At 72.3% G+C, this 16,551-nt stretch carries 8 protein-coding genes; 2 read left to right on the top strand and 6 right to left on the bottom strand.

Translation table 11 applies throughout. The features are described from left to right. Positions 1–97: 97 nt before the first annotated feature. The 3 genes from QSK45_RS16265 to QSK45_RS16275 form a co-directional block, all read right to left on the bottom strand. On the bottom strand, positions 98–1,429 hold the full coding sequence (locus tag QSK45_RS16265; protein ID WP_285557426.1) for a wax ester/triacylglycerol synthase family O-acyltransferase: 1,332 nt from the start codon (positions 1,427–1,429) through the stop codon (positions 98–100). A gap of 143 nt (positions 1,430–1,572) precedes the next feature. Continuing rightward, positions 1,573–3,894: a GH92 family glycosyl hydrolase gene (locus QSK45_RS16270; RefSeq protein ID WP_285557427.1), complete on the bottom strand. Its 2,322-nt coding sequence runs from the start codon at positions 3,892–3,894 to the stop codon at positions 1,573–1,575. A gap of 155 nt (positions 3,895–4,049) precedes the next feature. Further along, positions 4,050–4,805 carry an IucA/IucC family C-terminal-domain containing protein gene (locus QSK45_RS16275; RefSeq protein WP_285557429.1) on the bottom strand — a complete coding sequence of 252 codons (756 nt, stop codon included), beginning with the start codon at positions 4,803–4,805 and terminating at the stop codon, positions 4,050–4,052. A 257-nt stretch (positions 4,806–5,062) separates the two neighbouring features. Between QSK45_RS16275 and QSK45_RS16280 the strand changes: the two genes are divergently transcribed. Then, positions 5,063–6,175, top strand: coding sequence for a DMT family transporter (locus QSK45_RS16280; RefSeq protein WP_285557430.1), 1,113 nt, complete (start codon positions 5,063–5,065; stop codon positions 6,173–6,175). Here QSK45_RS16280 and QSK45_RS16285 read toward each other — a convergent pair. Further along, positions 6,165–7,187, bottom strand: coding sequence for a M23 family metallopeptidase (locus QSK45_RS16285; RefSeq protein ID WP_285557432.1), 1,023 nt, complete (start codon positions 7,185–7,187; stop codon positions 6,165–6,167). The genes QSK45_RS16280 and QSK45_RS16285 overlap by 11 nt on opposite strands. Positions 7,188–7,454: 267 nt before the next feature. On the opposite strand from QSK45_RS16285, the gene gnd reads away from it, so the two are divergent. Then, complete coding sequence (gnd, locus tag QSK45_RS16290) at positions 7,455–8,894, top strand: NADP-dependent phosphogluconate dehydrogenase (RefSeq protein ID WP_285557434.1); 1,440 nt, start codon at positions 7,455–7,457, stop codon at positions 8,892–8,894. 515 nt (positions 8,895–9,409) lie between these two features. On the opposite strand, the gene panD is transcribed toward gnd, so the two are convergent. After that, on the bottom strand, positions 9,410–9,829 hold the full coding sequence (gene panD / locus QSK45_RS16295; RefSeq protein ID WP_285557436.1) for an aspartate 1-decarboxylase: 420 nt from the start codon (positions 9,827–9,829) through the stop codon (positions 9,410–9,412). Positions 9,830–10,484: 655 nt separating this feature from the next. Next, positions 10,485–16,472 (bottom strand): coiled-coil domain-containing protein, encoded by a 5,988-nt coding sequence (locus QSK45_RS16300; RefSeq protein WP_285557438.1) that lies wholly within the window; start codon positions 16,470–16,472, stop codon positions 10,485–10,487. Positions 16,473–16,551: the final 79 nt, after the last annotated feature.

The following is a 16,551-nucleotide window of genomic DNA, read 5'->3' on the forward strand; positions in this document are numbered from 1 at the left end:
AGCCAAACCCGGGTGGATCACGTACCTCCTCCACGTGGTCCCGGGCGCCCCACCGGCACCGCCGGCCCCTCGCAACACACCCTTCGGGCACCGTGTGTCAGCACACACAGGCCGCGAGCAGCGCCTCCACCTCGGCCGACACCGCGTGCGCGAACCGGTCCAGGTCCGGCACCGCCGCCGCGTCCGCGACCAGCCCGTAGTGCACCCGCCCGCGGTACGTGGAGATCGCGACCGCCAGCGACTGGCCGGGCGCGAGCGGGGCGAGCGGATAGACCTCGGCCAGCTCGTGTCCGCCGAGCCGCAACCCCACCCCGGGCAGCGGCACGCTCGTGACCAGGATGTCGAACCACAGCCGGGCGGCCTGCCCGACGAGCGGCCCGCCGAGCCGGTGGCCGAGGGCGGGCACGTGGTCGGCGAGCAGCGCTACCGCGCCGGCGCCCCGGTCGGGGCCCGCGTCCTTGTTGCGGACCATCGCGGTGCGCACGGCGGCGAGGCGGCCGAGCGGGTCGGGTTCGTCCACCGGGAGCCGTATCAGATAACCGGAGAGCCGGTTGCCGGGCGGCTGGGCGGTGCGCGGGCGGCGCCGGGAGACGGGGATCAGGGCGCGCGGCGCGACCCCGGTACTGCCGTCGCCGCGTTCGTCGAGCCAGCGGCGCAGCGCGCCGGCGACGACCGCGATGAGGACGTCGTTGACGGTGCCGCCGGCCGTCTTGCGGACCCGGTGCACATCGTCGATGTCGAGGACGACGCCGGCGGTGCGGCGGGTGCCGCTGGGCGGGGAGGCGAGCGCGGTGCTCGGGCGCATGCGCAGGGTGGACAGGGCGAGCGAGGCGCCGATGTCCAGGGCCCGGCCCATGTCCGACAGGGCGCCCCTGACCAGGCCGGGAAGCATGCCGGGCAGCTCGCGCACGTCCGGCAGCGTCCGGCGCGGCGGCTCGACGGCGCGCGGCGGCCGCTCGGGCATGTCCATCGGGTCGAGGACGCCCGCGGCGAGTTTGAGCGCGCGCAGCCCGTCGGCGAGGGCGTGGTGGAACTTGAAGAGCACGGCGAAGGAGACCCCGTCCTCGCCGGGCAGGACGTGCGCCTCCCAGGGCGGCCGGCCGCGCTCCAGCGGTCGTTCCATCAGCCGTCCGGCGGCCGCGTGGAAGTCGCCGGTCGGCGCGTGCAGCCGTACGTGGTTCAGCGGGTCGAAGTCCGGGTCGGCCTCGCGGGTGGCGCCGCCGAAGGCGAGCGGCCCCCAGACGTCGCGGATGCGCAGGCGGAGCCCGGGGACGGCGGCGGCGCGGGCGGCGAGCAGGTCGGCGGCGTGGGCGCCGGCCGTGGGCGAGTGCGCGCCGAAGACGCCGAGCGCTCCCAGGTGCATCGGGTGCCGGTCGGACTCGATGTTCCAGAAGGCCAGGTCGAGGGGAGCGAGCAGATCGGTGGTCACGGGCTTGCCTCGCGCGTGGAAGAAGGGAACCTCAGTCAATCCCCGACCGCTGATTACGGTCAAGTGCGATCGAGATACGCTCAGTTAACAACGGTTAAAGTCCCGCCCCGCCGAACGGGGCGGGACTCGGGAGACGCCCGAGGTCACTTCAGTACCGGAGGCGCCGCCTGGGCCGACGTACCCCACTCCGACGGGCGCGGGCCGACCGTGAACGCAAGCGAGCGCAGGGAGCGCAGCGCACGTGTCGTCAGATACGTCCGCCCGTGCGCCGAGCCGTCCACGCGCACGCCCTGCACATAGCGGTCGGCGGCCGAGGTGCCGGGCGCGCTGACGGTGAGCCCGCCGCTCGGCCAGTAGCGGCGGTCCAGGGTGAGGTCGACGCGGTCGAAGACCGGGGTGGACAGGCCCCAGGTGTCGTAGCCGGGCTGGATCGGGAAGAGCCCGATGGACGACAGGACGTTCCAGGCGGACATCGTGCCGAGGTCGTCGTTGCCGGTCATCCCGGTCGGCCCGTCGGTGAAGAGGGTCAGGGCCGCGTGGACGACGTCGGTGGTCTTCCAGGGCTGCCCGGTGGCCAGGTAGGTGTAGGGCGCGACGAGGTCGGGTTCGTTCATGGGGTTGTAGACGGCCGCGTTGTAGTAGGCGTAGGCGTTGCCGTGCACCCACACCTCGCGGGCCGTCCGCGCCGGGTCGGCGAGCAGCCGGTCGTAGGCGAAGAAGCGGTCGAGGCGGTCGTTGGCCGCGCGCTTGCCGCCGATCAGCCCGACCATGCCGGCCAGGTCCTGCGGGACCAGCCACTGGTACTGCCAGGCCGTGCCCTCGTGGAAGCCGGTGCCGAGCGCCGGGTCGGGGGAGCCGGTGAAGGCGCCGGAGGCGTCGCGGGCGCGGAAGAAGCCGGTCGAGGGGTCGAAGATGGTGCGGTAGTTGCGCGAGCGGGCCGCGTACCTGGCGGCGTCGGCGTCGTGCCCGAGACCCCGGGCCATCTGGGCGAGCATGGCGTCGGCGAGGGCGTACTCCAGGGTGACGGACGCGCCGTGGTGGTAGTCGGAGTCGCCCATCTTGGCCAGCGGCCGGTCCTTGTCGAACGGGGCGAAGCCGTCCTTGATGTACTCCGCGTTGGCCTCCCGTCCGATGCCCGGGTTCGCGGCGGGCGGCACCCCGTCCGCGTTCTTGCGCAGCGCCCGGTAGGCGCGCTCCTCGAATCCCTTGAGCAGGCCCATCTGGTAGGCGGTGGTCAGGAACGGGGTGACCGGGTCGCCGCTCATCACGTTCGTCTCGACGGGGCCGTAGCCCCACTTGGGCAGCCAGCCGCCGTCCTCGTCGACCGCCACCACCGAGCGGGCCATGTCCCGCGCCTCGCGCGGCGCGAGCAGGGCGAGCAGCTGGGCCTGGGTGCGGTAGGTGTCCCAGAGCGACCAGTTCTGGTAGTACGTGAACCCGTTCGCGTGGTGGATGCGCCGGTCCCAGCCGAAGTAGCGGCCGTCGGCGTCGCCGCCGATGTTGGGCGCGAGGTACGAGCGGTAGAGCGAGGAGTAGAACGTGCGGCGCAGGGTTCCGGTGCCGCCCTTGACCCGCACCGCCGCCAGCCGCGCCTCCCACTGCGCGCGGGCCGCCCGGCGCACGGCGTCGAACGACCGGCCGCCCTCGGCGCGCAGATTGCCCGCCGCGCCGGACGGGCCGACGTACGACAGCGCGGTGGTCGCCTCGACCGTACGGTCCCGGGTGGTGTCGAAGCGGACGTAGGCGCCGCCGCGTCCGCCGCGGGAACCCGCGGTGACGGTGGCGCCGTCCCAGGTGCCGTACGCGGTGAAGGGCCGGCTGAACCGGGTGACCGTGTAGACCGTGTACGGGCCGGTGTCCCGGCAGAAGCCGTGGCCGGTGATCCGGGTGCGCACGGTGCGGTCGTCCAGGATCTCCACCTTGCTGCCGCTCGTCTTGTGCAGCGACTGGGCCGCGTTCAGCAGGACGTTGGCCTTGGCGGTGGCGGGGAAGGTGTAGCGCTGCACCCCCGTGCGGGCGGAGGCGGTCAACTCGGCGCGGATGCCGGAGGCGAGGCCCACGCGGTAGTAGCCGGGGCTCGCCTCCTCGTCGCCGTGCGAGAACGCGGCCGCGTACTTGGCGTCGTCCGTCTGCCCGATGTCGCCGGTGGTGGGCAGCACGGGCAGGTCGCCGCCGATGCGGCAGCCCACGCCCGACAGATGGACCAGCGAGAAGCCGCGGATCCGGCTCTGGGTGTAGTCGTAGCCGGTGTTGTGTCCGGTGTCGGGCGAGAGCTGCACCATGCCGAAGGGCACGGCGGCGCCGGGGAAGGTGTTGCCCTCGTCCTGGCTCCCGATGAAGGGGTTCACCAGGTCGGTGAGGTGGCCGTCGGTCCGCGCGGCGGCTCCCGCGGCGGGGGTGGCGATCAGCGCGGACGCCGCCATCACCCAGGCCAGGCACAGCCGTGTGCGCCGGGTCCCTCTCATGTCGGATGACCTCCGGAGGTTCGACATCGTTGCCTGCATCGTGGCGGGCGAACGGCGCGAAACCGGGCATTGCGCGGCGGGAGGGGGTAAACGCGTCGCGGGCGGGGGTGACTTGACGAACCGTGGGCGGATCGGTCGCGCTGGGTCGGCCGGTCTCAGCGGATCGGCCCATCTCCCTTGTCTTGCAAGGGCGTTGGGGCGCGGGGTGTCGCCGGGGGCCGGGGGAAGCAGCAGTCGCCGCAGACTCCGCCGCCGGGGACCCGGTAGTACAGGCAGCAACTGCGGCGGCGGAAGGCCGTGCCGGTGCGGGCGCCGGTGGCCCGCAGCAGCGGGTGGCCGAGGAGGTCGTCCGTGAGCGCGCGGGTGCGGGCCGCGAGGTCGGTACGCCCCCGGGCACGGGCCCAGCGCTCCAGCTCCCGTGCGGCCCCGGCGAGCGCGGAGCCCGCGTTGCCCCACAGCAGCCCGGCCGCGATCCCGTAACGGGCTCTCAGGGCTTCCCCCAGGGGCTCCAGATGGCCGTGGAGCACGGCGTCGGCGAGGGTGGCCGCGTCGCCGGGTCGTGGCTGGACCTCGGTGAGCCACAGGTCGTCGGGGGCGGAGGCGGTGATGTCCCAGCGCAGCAGACGCGGGTGGAGATCGGGCAGGCGGCCGTACCGGACGGCGCAGCCGAGCGCGGCCGACCACAGTCGGGCGGCCAGTCCCTGCTGGGTGATGGAGGCGGCGACGCGGGGTTCGGGGGTGCGCAGGCGGTGGGCGACGGCGCGGACCCGTGCGGTCAGGGGGTCGTCGGGGTCCTCCGGCGCATAGGCCGCCGCGAGGGCCGGCAGGGCGGGTGCCCCGCCCGGGGTCGTGCGCAGGGTGAAGAAGGGGCCCAGCGGGCGGAGTGCGGCGAGTTCGGGGTCGAGATCCACGGGACACTCGTACCAGGCCCGTGCGCGACCCTGACGACGGGGGCTCCCGGCCCGGGGGCTCCCCCCGGGTAACCCACCTGAGGGATGATCACACCACCCGTGTACTCCATCGGGAGTAGGACGCATTGCGTGCTCAGGGACGACGACGGGAAGAGCGCGGGCGGGCAGAGTGTCGACCATGGAAGCCGACCGTAGGCCGCGCCGGGCTCGGGCCCCTCGCCGCACGCACAGGAGACGCCGATGAGCGGGAGGGGCCGATGAGCGCCCTCGCGCTGTCCGTGCTGCTGTCGCTCGTCTCCGCCCTCGGTTACGCGGGCGGCGCGATCGTGCAGGAGCGGGTCGCCGTGTCCTGCCCCGGCAGCGCCTATCTGCCGCTGCGCCGCCCCGGCTGGTGGGGCGCGCTGGCGCTCAACGGTCTCGGCGGGGTGCTGCACGTCGTGGCGCTGGCCTACGGTCCGCTGAGCATCGTCCAGCCGCTCGGCGCGCTGACCATCGTCTTCGCCCTGCCACTTGCCACGCTGTGCGTGGGCCGGCGGGCCGGGGCGGCCGCCTGGCGCGGCGCCGTGACGGCCACCGTCGGGCTCGCGGGACTCCTCTCCCTGGTCGGTTCGTCCGACGACCACGCGCTCGACGCCGCCCAGCGGCTCGTCGCCGCGGTGGTCACCGGCGGCGCGGTGGTGGCGCTGATGTGCGCGGGCCGGGCCGCCCACCGGCACCCGGCGGTGCGCAGCGTGCTGCTCGCGACGGCGGCCGGCATAGCGTTCGGCATGTCCTCGGTGTTCACCAAGTCCGTCGCCGTCGGCTGGGACGGCCACCCCGGTTCCTCCGGCACCCTGTTCTCACTGGCGCTGATCGCCGCGTTCTCGGTCGCGGGCGTCCTGCTGTCCCAGGCTTCCTACGGGGGCGGCGGCCTGGCCGCGCCGCTCGCCACCCTGACCGTCGTCAACCCGGTGCTGGCCGCCGCGGTCGGCATCCTCATGTTCGGGGAGACCTTCCGCCACGGCACGACGGGCACCTTGCTCGCCCTGGGCTGCGGGGTGCTGGCGGCGGGCGGCCTGATCATGCTGACGACGGAGCGGATGGAGGAGACGGCGGAGCCGGAACCGGCGGCCGTGGACGGGGAGGGAGTCACCGGCGTGTCGATGCCCGTCGAGGTGATTCCCTCGGTGCCGCACCGGCGGATCGGCGGGGAGGACGCGCGGGAGCAGGGCGGGGGCCCGCTCACCGAGTCGGGCCTGCGCAGGCTGCTGGCGGCCGACCCCGCCGCGGGGGACGGGGGCGAGGCCGCGCCGCCCGGGGAGCCCCCGCTTCCGGCGCCGTACGCCCGGCGGACGGTGCCGCACGCGCGGCGGACGAGGGTCAGATCCTGACGCCGTGGGCCCTGAGGTAGGCGAGCGGGTCGATGTCCGCGCCGAAGCCGGGGCCCGTACGCACCTCGAAGTGCAGGTGCGGGCCGGTGACGTTGCCGGTCGCCCCGGAGCGGGCGATGCGCGCCCCGGCGGCGACCTGCCGGCCGGTCCGCACGGAGATGGCCGAGAGGTGGCCGTACTGGGTGTAACGACCGTCCGCGTGCCGGATGACCACCTGGTAACCGTAGGAGCCGCCCCAGCCCGCGGCCACCACCCGCCCGGCCGCGGCCGCGTGCACGGCGGTGCCGGTCGGCACGAGGAAGTCGACGCCGGTGTGGTAGCCCTTCGACCAGTACGGTCCGGGCACGTGGTACCCGGTGCCGATGGGCGCGTGGACCGGGGCGACGAGCGCCTGAGCGCCCACCCCGGTCCCGGCCTCGGTGCCGGTCTGTGCCCCGGGCTCACGGCTCCTGGCCGGGTGGCTCTTGGTCCGGTGGTGGACCTTCGGTCCGGCCGGCTGTGAAGTCGCCTTCCCCTTCGGGGACCTGGCGGATCCCGCGGGCTCCTTCGAGGGGTGCAGGCTGAGCCGCTCACCCGGCAGGATCAGGTCGGGGTCCGCGCCGACGGTGGCGCGGTTGCCGGCGTAGAGCTTTCGCCAGCCGCCCCGGACGTGGTGCTCGTCGGCGATGCCGGAGAGGGTGTCGCCGCGCACCACCGTGTACATCGCGGTGCGACCGGCACGGGACTGGGGGGTGGTCTGCGGGCGGACGTCGTGGGCGGAGGCGTCGAGTGCCTTGCCCGGTACGGCGGTCCGCGCGTCGCCGGACGCCGGGTGGGCGCGGGGCGCGTCCGCGGGGCCGGCGTGGGTGCCGGTTCCGGTGGCCGCCGCTGCCGCCGCTCCGGTGGCCGCCCCGGCGGCCGTGCCCGCGGCGATCAGCGGGAGGGCGAGGCCCGCGCCGCCCGCCGTGACCGTGAGCGAGGCGCGGTTGATCCTGTTCGGCTGGTACCGGCGGTGCCGGCCGCGTAGGGCCATGTCGATGTCCCCTCATGCGTCAGGAGGGGCAAAGCTATGCGCCGCGAACATGCCATGACAAGACGGTGATTCGGCCGTCTGCGGCCTCCAACTGGCCAGTATCGGGCGCTCGTTGACCGAAATCACCCCGGGCCCGCCCGAACCGGGCACGCGTCGCGGTCGCGGGGGTGGCGAGTCTGATGTGCGCTCACCCTGGGGGCACGTCAGGATGGGCGGGGACCCGTACCGACGGAGCCGCAGTCACCAGGCGAACAGGGAGCAGGCGGTATGAGCACTTCAGCGCAGATCGGCGTCACCGGCCTCGCGGTCATGGGCCGCAATCTCGCCCGGAACTTCGCGCGCAACGGCTACACGGTCGCGGTGCACAACCGCACCGTGTCGCGGACGCGGGATCTGGTGAAGGAGTTCGGGCAGGAGGGGGACTTCGTCGCGACCGAGACCGCGGAGGAGTTCGTGGCCGCCCTGGAACGCCCGCGCCGCCTGATGATCATGGTCAAGGCCGGTGACCCCACGGACGCGGTGATCAAGGAGTTCGCGCCGCTCCTGGAACCCGGCGACATGATCATCGACGGGGGCAACGCGCACTTCGCGGACACCCGGCGCCGGGAGCGGGAGCTGCGCGAGCGGGGCATCCACTTCGTCGGCACCGGCATCTCCGGCGGCGAGGAGGGCGCGCTGCACGGGCCGAGCATCATGCCGGGCGGGTCGAAGGAGTCGTACGCCTCCCTGGGCCCGATGCTGGAGAAGATCTCCGCGAAGGCGAAGGACGGCTCGCCGTGTGTGACCCATGTGGGTCCGGACGGCGCCGGGCACTTCGTGAAGATGGTGCACAACGGCATCGAGTACGCCGACATGCAGCTCATCGGCGAGGCGTACCAGCTGCTGCGGGACGTGGCGGGCTACTCGCCGGCACGGATCGCGGACGTCTTCCGCACCTGGAACACCGGCCGCCTCGACTCCTACCTGATCGAGATCACCGCCGAGGTGCTGTCCCATGTGGACGCGACGACCGGCAGGCCGTTCGTGGACGTGGTGGTGGACCAGGCCGAGCAGAAGGGCACCGGCCGCTGGACCGTCCAGATCGCGCTCGACCTCGGCGTCCCGGTCTCGGGCATCGCGGAGGCGGTCTTCGCCCGCTCCCTGTCCGGCCACGCCGGTCTGCGCGCGGCCTCCCGCCATCTCACCGGGCCGCGGCCGGCGCCGCTGAGCGGGGCGGAGGCGGCGGCCTTCGCCGACCGGGTGGAGCAGGCGCTGTACGCCTCCAAGATCGTCTCGTACACCCAGGGCTTCCACGAGATCTCGGCGGGCAGCGAGGAGTACGGCTGGGGCATCGACCACGGCGCCGTCTCCGCCATCTGGCGCGCCGGGTGCATCATCCGGGCCGCGTTCCTCGACCGGATCCGCGCCGCGTACGACGCGCGGCCGGATCTGCCGAGCCTGCTGTCCGACGAGACGTTCGCGCGGGAGATCGCGGCGGCGCAGGACGACTGGCGCGAGGTACTGGCCACGGCGGTGCGGCAGGGGGTGCCGACGCCGGGGTTCGCGGCGGCGCTGTCGTACTACGACGGCTTGCGTGCCCCGCGGTTGCCCGCCGCGCTGACGCAGGGGCAGCGGGACTTCTTCGGGGCGCACACGTACCGGAGGGTGGATCGGGACGGGGCGTTCCACACGTTGTGGGGCGGGGACCGGGACGAGGTTTCGGCATAGGGGGTGTGGTGCGCCCGGCCTAAGGGTGTGGTGCGCCCCCGGGGGTGCGGGGAGCCGTCGGCGGGCGGCCGGCGGGTCCGTCGTGGCTGGTCGCGCGGTTTCCCGCGCCCCCTGGTGCGCGTTTTCACCGGTCCCGGTCTCGGGTCAGCGGGTCAGGGGCGGGCCCGGTTCGGGGTTCGGTACGGGTTCGGGACCCGGGGGAATCGGGGAGGGCGGTGGCTCCGGGGGGCCCGGTGAGGGCGGGGGTGGAACGGGGCCAGGGCCGGGTGGGGGCGGGGTCGGCCGGGGGCCGGGGCCGGGCTCCGGGGGCGGTACCGGGCTGGGGTAGGGGTCCGGGGCCGGGGTGGGCTCGGGGGGAGCAGGGGTCGGTGGGGCGGGGTCGGGAGTCGGGTTGGTCATCGTGTCCTCCGCGCAGTCGCCGATGTCGCTGGACGTCGCCTCTGGACTACTCCCCCGCCTACCCGACCACCGCCCGGCCACTCACCCAAGGGCGGCAGCGGAGGGGGCCGGCCGGCTCAGGCCGACACGGACCGCGGGCTGCGCAGCTGGTCGGAACCGGGCACCGGCTCGGACGCGTCGGCGCCGAGGGCCACGATCCGGTTGTCGGCGTCGACATGCACGACCCGCGGCTTCAGCTCACGCGCCTCGGTGTCGTCGACCTGCGCATAGCTGATGAGGATCACCAGGTCGCCGGGGTGCACGAGATGGGCGGCCGCTCCGTTGATCCCGATGACCCCCGAACCCCGCTCCCCCTCGATGACGTACGTCTCAAGCCGGGCGCCGTTCGTGATGTCCACGATGTGCACGAGCTCCCCCGGCAGCAGATCCGCCGCGTCGAGCAGGTCGGCGTCGATCGTCACCGATCCCACGTAGTGCAGGTCGGCCTGGGTGACGGTGGCACGGTGGATCTTGGACTTGAACATCGTACGAAGCACTTTGGACTCCTGAAAGACGGCTCCCTGCCCGCTTTGTGCAGGTCAAGGGCGGTCTTCACTCTACACGGGCACGCGTCGAAGTCGACGATTGTGCGGAACATCGCTTCTCATTGGGGATAGGGCTCCCTGCCTGGGCTTCCGCGCCAACCAGGCTGTTGTGACGCCACCGACCAGGTGCCTGTTCGGACAGTCTTTTCAGGATGTTCGGGAACCGATGCTGACCAGATGCTGACTTACCTGACGCCTCATCAGGTGCATGCGGGTCACAGGATGACTCGCTGCCCGGAAGCACGCACTGCAGCCCGAAGGATTCGCGAGCAGCTCACACAGCCGGCGTCAGGCGCACGGCCTTCGCGTCGTACCAGTAGATTTCCGGAATCTTCAGTTCTACGACCGAGAAGCCCCCGACGCTCTCGCGACCAGTGAGCCATCTCGTTCCGTTGCCACGACGGGGCCGACCGAATGCTTAACCCTCTCCCCGGTCATCACTATCAGCGCCAAGGGTCTCCCATGGCAAAGCAAGCTCGGCAGCGAGCTGGAAAGGGGTCAACAGTAGATCGCCCCGTCGGTACTCCGAATGTGGCCGCCGACAGGACACGGGTGTGCTGGTCGAGTCTCGGTGGGGCCAGGCGCAACCCCGGCCCCACCCGGTTGGTCAGACCTTGGCCTCAAGTACGCCCAGCGCCGTATGGAGGACCGGCTCCACGCGCAGGCGCGTCCCGTCCCGGTCGAACACCTGGAGGGCCTCCAGGCAGACGACGGCCCCGCGTGCCTCCTCGGAGGAGAGACCGGCCATCTCGGCCGCAGTGACGAGGTAGGCGTCGTCATGCCAGTCGGTACCGAGCTGCTCGACGACCCCGTCGTAGGCGGCCTTTAGGGTGTCGTTCTCCAGCAGCCCCACGGCGTCGACGAACTGTTCGGCGCCGCTGCTCTGCTCCAGCCACGACGTCAGGTCCGCCAGCACCCGGTCCTGGTCCGGTCGGCGATCACGCAGCTGCAGCGCCTTGTCCAGTAGGTACGGCCAGCCACCGGTCGCCTCCGCCAGGCGCGTCAGTCGTTCCTCCGTCTCGCACAGGCTGTGGCGCTGCGTCCAGTCCTTCAGGCTGCGCAGGTCATGCCGGCGCAGCACCACGATGGTGTCGTGGTCGGCGTCGGGACCGGTGAGGAGGCCGGACCAGAAGCCGAGCTGTTCCACACCCGACACGAGGGCGACGGAGCGGGTCGCCTCGGCGGCCTCGGGCAGCACTGCCCTGGCCAGGTCGAAGGACTCCCGGCAGGACTTCTCGCTGCCCAGCGAGAGATCGCTGATAAGCAGTCGCCGCTCGCCCGCGCGGCCGGCTGCGAGCTCCTTGCGGAACGTCTTGGCGCTTCCGATCACGGGCACGGACCAGCCCGCCACCCTGCCCGTCACCTCACGCAGGGTCCGTTCCACATCGGCGACGCCGGTCGCCTGTGTACCGAGAACGACGCGGACTTGGTTGACGTATTCGCCCAGCAGATAGTCGATCTGGGTGACGGTGAGGGGGGCGGACCTGCCGTCGTAGAGGTCCGGACGGCTCTCCAGTACAACGGTCTCCTCCAGCCGGGACTCCGTCTCCGCCCGCAGCAACCGCGCCTCGATCTCCTGGGCGGTACCGATCATGCGCAGCGCGTTGGGCCCCCGCAGATGCCAGCCCTGCCCGTCGTTGTTCGGCGCCAGGACACCGAGGCCGACCATCTCCTGCAGATAGGCACGGAAACCCTCGCTGTCCAGGTGCTCGAAGCCGCGGGGCCACCAGCCGGCACATTCCTCCCGCAACTCCCTGTCACTGAGCCGGGTTTCCAGACCGTTGTCCCGGGCGTGCTGGGCGAGGACATTGGCGATGACGTGGTAGCGGTCGTCGAGGGCGAGGGTGTCTTTGAAGGCCGCGGTGATGTCCGAGCGCAGCGATGTGTCCTGTTCCACCGCGTCGACGTCGGACTCCTCGATCGTGTACGGAGGCGGCGCGAGTGGTGCGTGCGCCCGCTTGTCCTGCATGACCTGCACCATCCTGCTGCCGAAGATCTGCAGCAGGAAGGGCTGGTACGAGCAGAAGCCGAGCACCCGGTTGACGAGATCGACGTCGGCGAACTCGAAGCCGAGCGCACGCATCGGGTGCACGATCAGGTCAGCGGCGAACTGTGGGGCGAGCGGACCGACGACCGTCGGGGTCTGCGCCAGGTGGCTGAACGGGCCGTTTCTGGCGAGCCGGGTGAAGCGCTGCACCGAGTGCAGACCGGCGAACACGACCTTGGCCCGGCCGCGCGAGTCCTCACCCAGACCGCGCAGTCGGCGGGTCTCCGTGCACTCGGGGACGTCTGCCTCGAAGAAGCGGTCGCACTCGTCGAGGAGGATGAGCAGCCGCCGGTCGGGATCCTGAGCGAGCCACCGGGCGATCCCGTCGGTGACCCGCTGCCATGATTCCTGTTGTAGGCCCCGGCGTCGGGGCTCCTCCAGGACTCCCTGCCTGATCAGCTCCTGGTCGAGCGTGGGCCAGATGGCCTCGGCACCGAGTGCGGTGCCCCGGCCGATGCCAATCTTGTCCAGGTTGAGGTAGAGCTTGCGGTAGGCCCCCGGCCGCTGTTCCTCGAAGCGATCCCCCGCGTCGGCGAGCAGGGCCGACTTGCCGAGACCCCGGCCGCCGTAGAGGATCTGGGTCCCCGCGGGGTCGTGGATGCTCTTGCGCTCGCGGTCCCGTCCGTAGAACATCTCCCGGCCGATCTGGCCCCGCTTCTCCTTGATGTACGGGTTCACCGCAGAGAACGGCAGCAGCGTCTCGGTCGTGGCATCCACCCGCCGGTTGCCGTGCGCGATGAGGTAGGCCAGCGCGGCGTCGTCCACCACCATGATCGGCTTGGTGTCCTGGGAGGCGGCGGCCAGCTCATTACGGGTTCTGCTGTCCAGCGTCCCGAAGTGGACGACGAGCAGACTGCTCTCGTCGGGGTCCTGCAGAGCGCGGGTGATGAGCAGTTTGGCCGCGGGCCGGCCCCAGATCAGCAGGGCGCGGAGCTTGCCGCCGCGGTCCTTGATCTGCGATCCGAAGGCGGGCGCCCAGGCACGGCCGGTGACGTGCACGGGCGCGAGTTCGAAGAACCGGTAGTCCTTGCCGCGCGGCAGATCGTCCAGAGGCCGTGCGCGCCGGGCTTCGTATCCGAGGAGGGCCAGAGCCGGATTCAGGCTCTCGCGCGGATTGATGTTGATACGGTCCTTCGTCGCGGCGAGCGTGCTCCACAACTCCAGGGCCGCGGCGGCCCGTTCGGCCTCCTCCTCCGAGAGTCCTGCATAGTCCAGCACGGCGTGGTCGCCGTACCGGCCACGGGCGCGGACGGCCGCGATCAGCTCAGCGTCGATGCCGCCCGGCAGCGAGTCCGGCACGGCGGGGAAGAACGCCTCCAGGTGCGAGTCCTCGGACCTGATCTCCGGTACCGGTTCGCCCAGTTCGAGGAAGTAGACGAGTTCGGCCGCGGTGGCCAGGCTGTCGGTGTCCAGATTGCGCAGGACTCGTTCGCGGTCCTCCGCGCTCACGTCCGTCAGCGCGGCCAGCCGGGCGCGCAGCCGGTCGGCTGCTTCCTCGCGGTAGCGGGGCAGCAGCTCCTCGACTCGGTCGAGGTTTCGGCGGACCGCGGCCAGCTCGCCCGGCCGGTCGTGCTCCAGGTGTGCCCGGGCGTCCGCGAGCAGCTCCTGGAGGCTGACGTCCTGTTCGACGGTGAGTGCCTCGTCGGCTTGGGACCGGCGGAGCCGGGCGGCCAGCTGCCGCTGTTTTTCGGCGAGCGCCGCCCGGCGCTCCTTCTCGATCGCGCTGAGGTGTGCGCGACGCTCCTCCGAGAGCGACAAGGTGTGGGCTGCAGGAAGGACGTCGAGGTCCGCGAGGTCCGTGATGGTGCGAATCACGCCGAATTCGTCACGGGCGAGCTGCTGCTCGATTGCGTCGTCCCAGGTACGGTCCACTGCCTTCAGCAAGCCGTCCAAGGTCGGCTTCTCGCCCGGCACGGCCGGCTCGGCCTTGTGGAGCTCGGCGTCCAGAACCGTCTGAACGTCCGGCTCGGATCCCGTCTCGGCCGGTCGACTGTTCGCGTCCAGCCCGTCGAAGACCTCGGCGAACAGGTCCCGCGCCACGTAGGCGGTGGCTTTCGCCAGGACGGCGGAGCTGCGTTCGGCCGCGGTGAGGTCGTCGGCGACCCGTTCGCGTAGGCCGAGGAGGGAGAGGCGCAGGGCTGCGACGGACTGGAACGCCCACACGTTCTCCTCCGCGCGTCCTGCTTCCAGGTCGCGCTTGACCGCACGCCACTGCCGTACGGCGTCCCGGACGCGCTCGAGGCAGTGGCGAACGTTGTTGCGGCCCGACCCCTGGATGCCACGGCTGCCCGGCCCGCGCAGCGCAGCGTCCATCTCGTCGATCGCCGCCTCGACCTGAGCTCGGCGAGCGAGGTTCTCCAGCAGCTCGTCGGCCAGGTGCTCGGCGTCCGGGGCCCCTGCCACGATGGCGGTCAGCACGCTGCCGAGCAGACCGGTCGGCGCCAGCCAGCGCTGCACCATGGCGCTGGCCCGTTGGAAACGCAACCGAGGTACGGTGAGCAGAGCCTGGCAGGCGTCCACGGCCGCGCGCAGCTCGCCCTCGGTGTGGGAGACATCGGCGACGACGGCATGGGGCGGCGCGATGAGCAGTGCGCCCTGCAGTGCGCGTTCTGCCACCATGGTGGCCACCTCGTGCAGGGCGTCGGGCAGTTGCGGGCTGATCGCCCTCAGCTGCGCACCGACCACGGGCGCACCCGTCACGAGGGCTGCGCGGACCAGCGTGGGCAGTAGGAGCAGGGACAGCGCGTCGCTGTCGCTCTCCTTACGGGCCTCCCACTCGTGCAGCGCCTCCTCGATGACCTGACCCGCTCGGCCGGACCTGGACTGCAGCAGTGTCGCCGCGGCGGCCAGGCGCAGGACCGCGGACTCGGTGTCCGGGCGGTCGGCGACCTGCGACAGGTGGGCGGCAAGCCCGAAGCGCTTCTCGGCGATGAGCCGGGCGAGGACGGGTTCGATGCCCTTCGTTCCCGTGCCGTCGGCGGTACCCGTGGGGGTGTCGACGGCCGCGGTCACCGCGAGGTCGGCGGTGACCCGCCGTTCCGGCGCGGGCTGCTGCTCGGCGGTGTCGGCGGACCGGGGAGGTCGCTCGGCCGGGACGGAATCGGCGGTGCTGTGGTTCTGCGTCTCAGGCACGCTGGTGTCAGCCTGCGCGGCGGTGGCCGCCTCCGGGGATATGGCCCGTTCCGGCGCCTCGGGAACCTCGGCGGATTCCTCGCCCTGCGGGGCGGCGGCCGTGTCGTGGGTGGTGGCCCTGTGCTCGGTCAGCGTGATCTGCTGGTACATGACGGCGGCCACGGCGTACGGCGGATGTGCTACCGACAACTGCTGTTGGAGCTCGATGATCTCCTGCTGTGCGTCGGACCGGTCCTTCATGCCGGCGAGGCGCACCAGCAGCGTGAGAATGTGTGCGCAGGTGTCGTCCTGTTCGTCCCACTCCTGCTTCGCGAGCAGTGCCTCCGCGCGCTGCCTGGCGTCCGCGATCACCGCGGCCACCGCACTGCCTGGAGAGCAGCCGAGGGCCGTCACCGTCTCCACCACGTGACGGGCCTCGGCGTTCCTCTCCTTCCGTTCGACGCGTGCACGAACCTCGTCGATCGCCCTCAGGACATCGGTGAGGCGATCGGTGACGCCGGTGACGCCGAGTGCGGAGAGCACGCCCCGCGCACGGGAGAACGCCGGGGCGACGGCGGCGAGCGGCACCAGATCTGTGCCGATTGGCGGCCACCCGTCCAGCAGTGCGGCGCGCACGCGGTCGGCCGCGCCTCGTGCCTCCTCGACGACGTGCTTGAGCTCCTCCTCGGCCGAGGCCAGTTCGTCCAGGGAGCCCCTCTCACCAGGGGGCTGCTGCTCCTGCTGCGCGGAGGACTCGGGCAGTTCCGGAACCGGGATGTCATCGGGCCGCCGGCGAGCCGGGACGGTTGTGCTCCGCTGTGGTTGCTGAGCCGCCGCGTCGTCGTCCAGCGCGGCGCGGCGGACGAACCCGGGAGTCGCGTCGATCACCTGCTGAGCGGCCTTGAGTACCGTGGCCAGTGCCGCCTCGTCCGCCTCCATGCCGAACCAGTCGTGTGCCGCGGCCCATACGAGCAGTCGGGCGTGGTGCGCCGAAGCCCGGAGGTGGGAGAAGAGCGCCAGGCGGAGCAGGCACGCGCCCCAGCGGTCCACGAGACCGGGGCTGGTGCCGGCGGCCCCGTGCTCATAGACCGCCTGATCGATGTCGTTCATGATCCGGGCGGTGAGGTGGGACGCGGCATGCCTGTGGTGGGTCTGCTCAACCCGCTGCAACCGCTTGAGCACCTGCTCGCTGAGCACGCGCCCGAAGCGCCGCGGCTCGACCTTGCGGAAGCCGAGGCCCCTCATGATGGCCTGACGGTCCTTGGGCCCGAGGGAGTTCAGCGCGAGTTCCGTCTCGCCGACCGTGAGATCGTCGAGGGCAGCGTCCAGGACCCGGCCGAGCCCGTCGAGCGTTGCGGCGAGTTCCTTGAGCAGTCCAACCGGTGTGCCGTGCGGGGAGGACGGTGGTTTGGCAACCACGGGGTAGCTGGCGGTCATTCAGTCCCGATCTCTTGTTTCCTGTGAATGTGGATGCGGGGGGTGTGGCGTGCGGCGCGCGCATGCACGGCCGGTGCTG

It is taken from the genome of Streptomyces hygroscopicus subsp. hygroscopicus, from assembly GCF_030269125.1.
GTDB classification, from domain to species: domain Bacteria; phylum Actinomycetota; class Actinomycetes; order Streptomycetales; family Streptomycetaceae; genus Streptomyces; species Streptomyces hygroscopicus_C.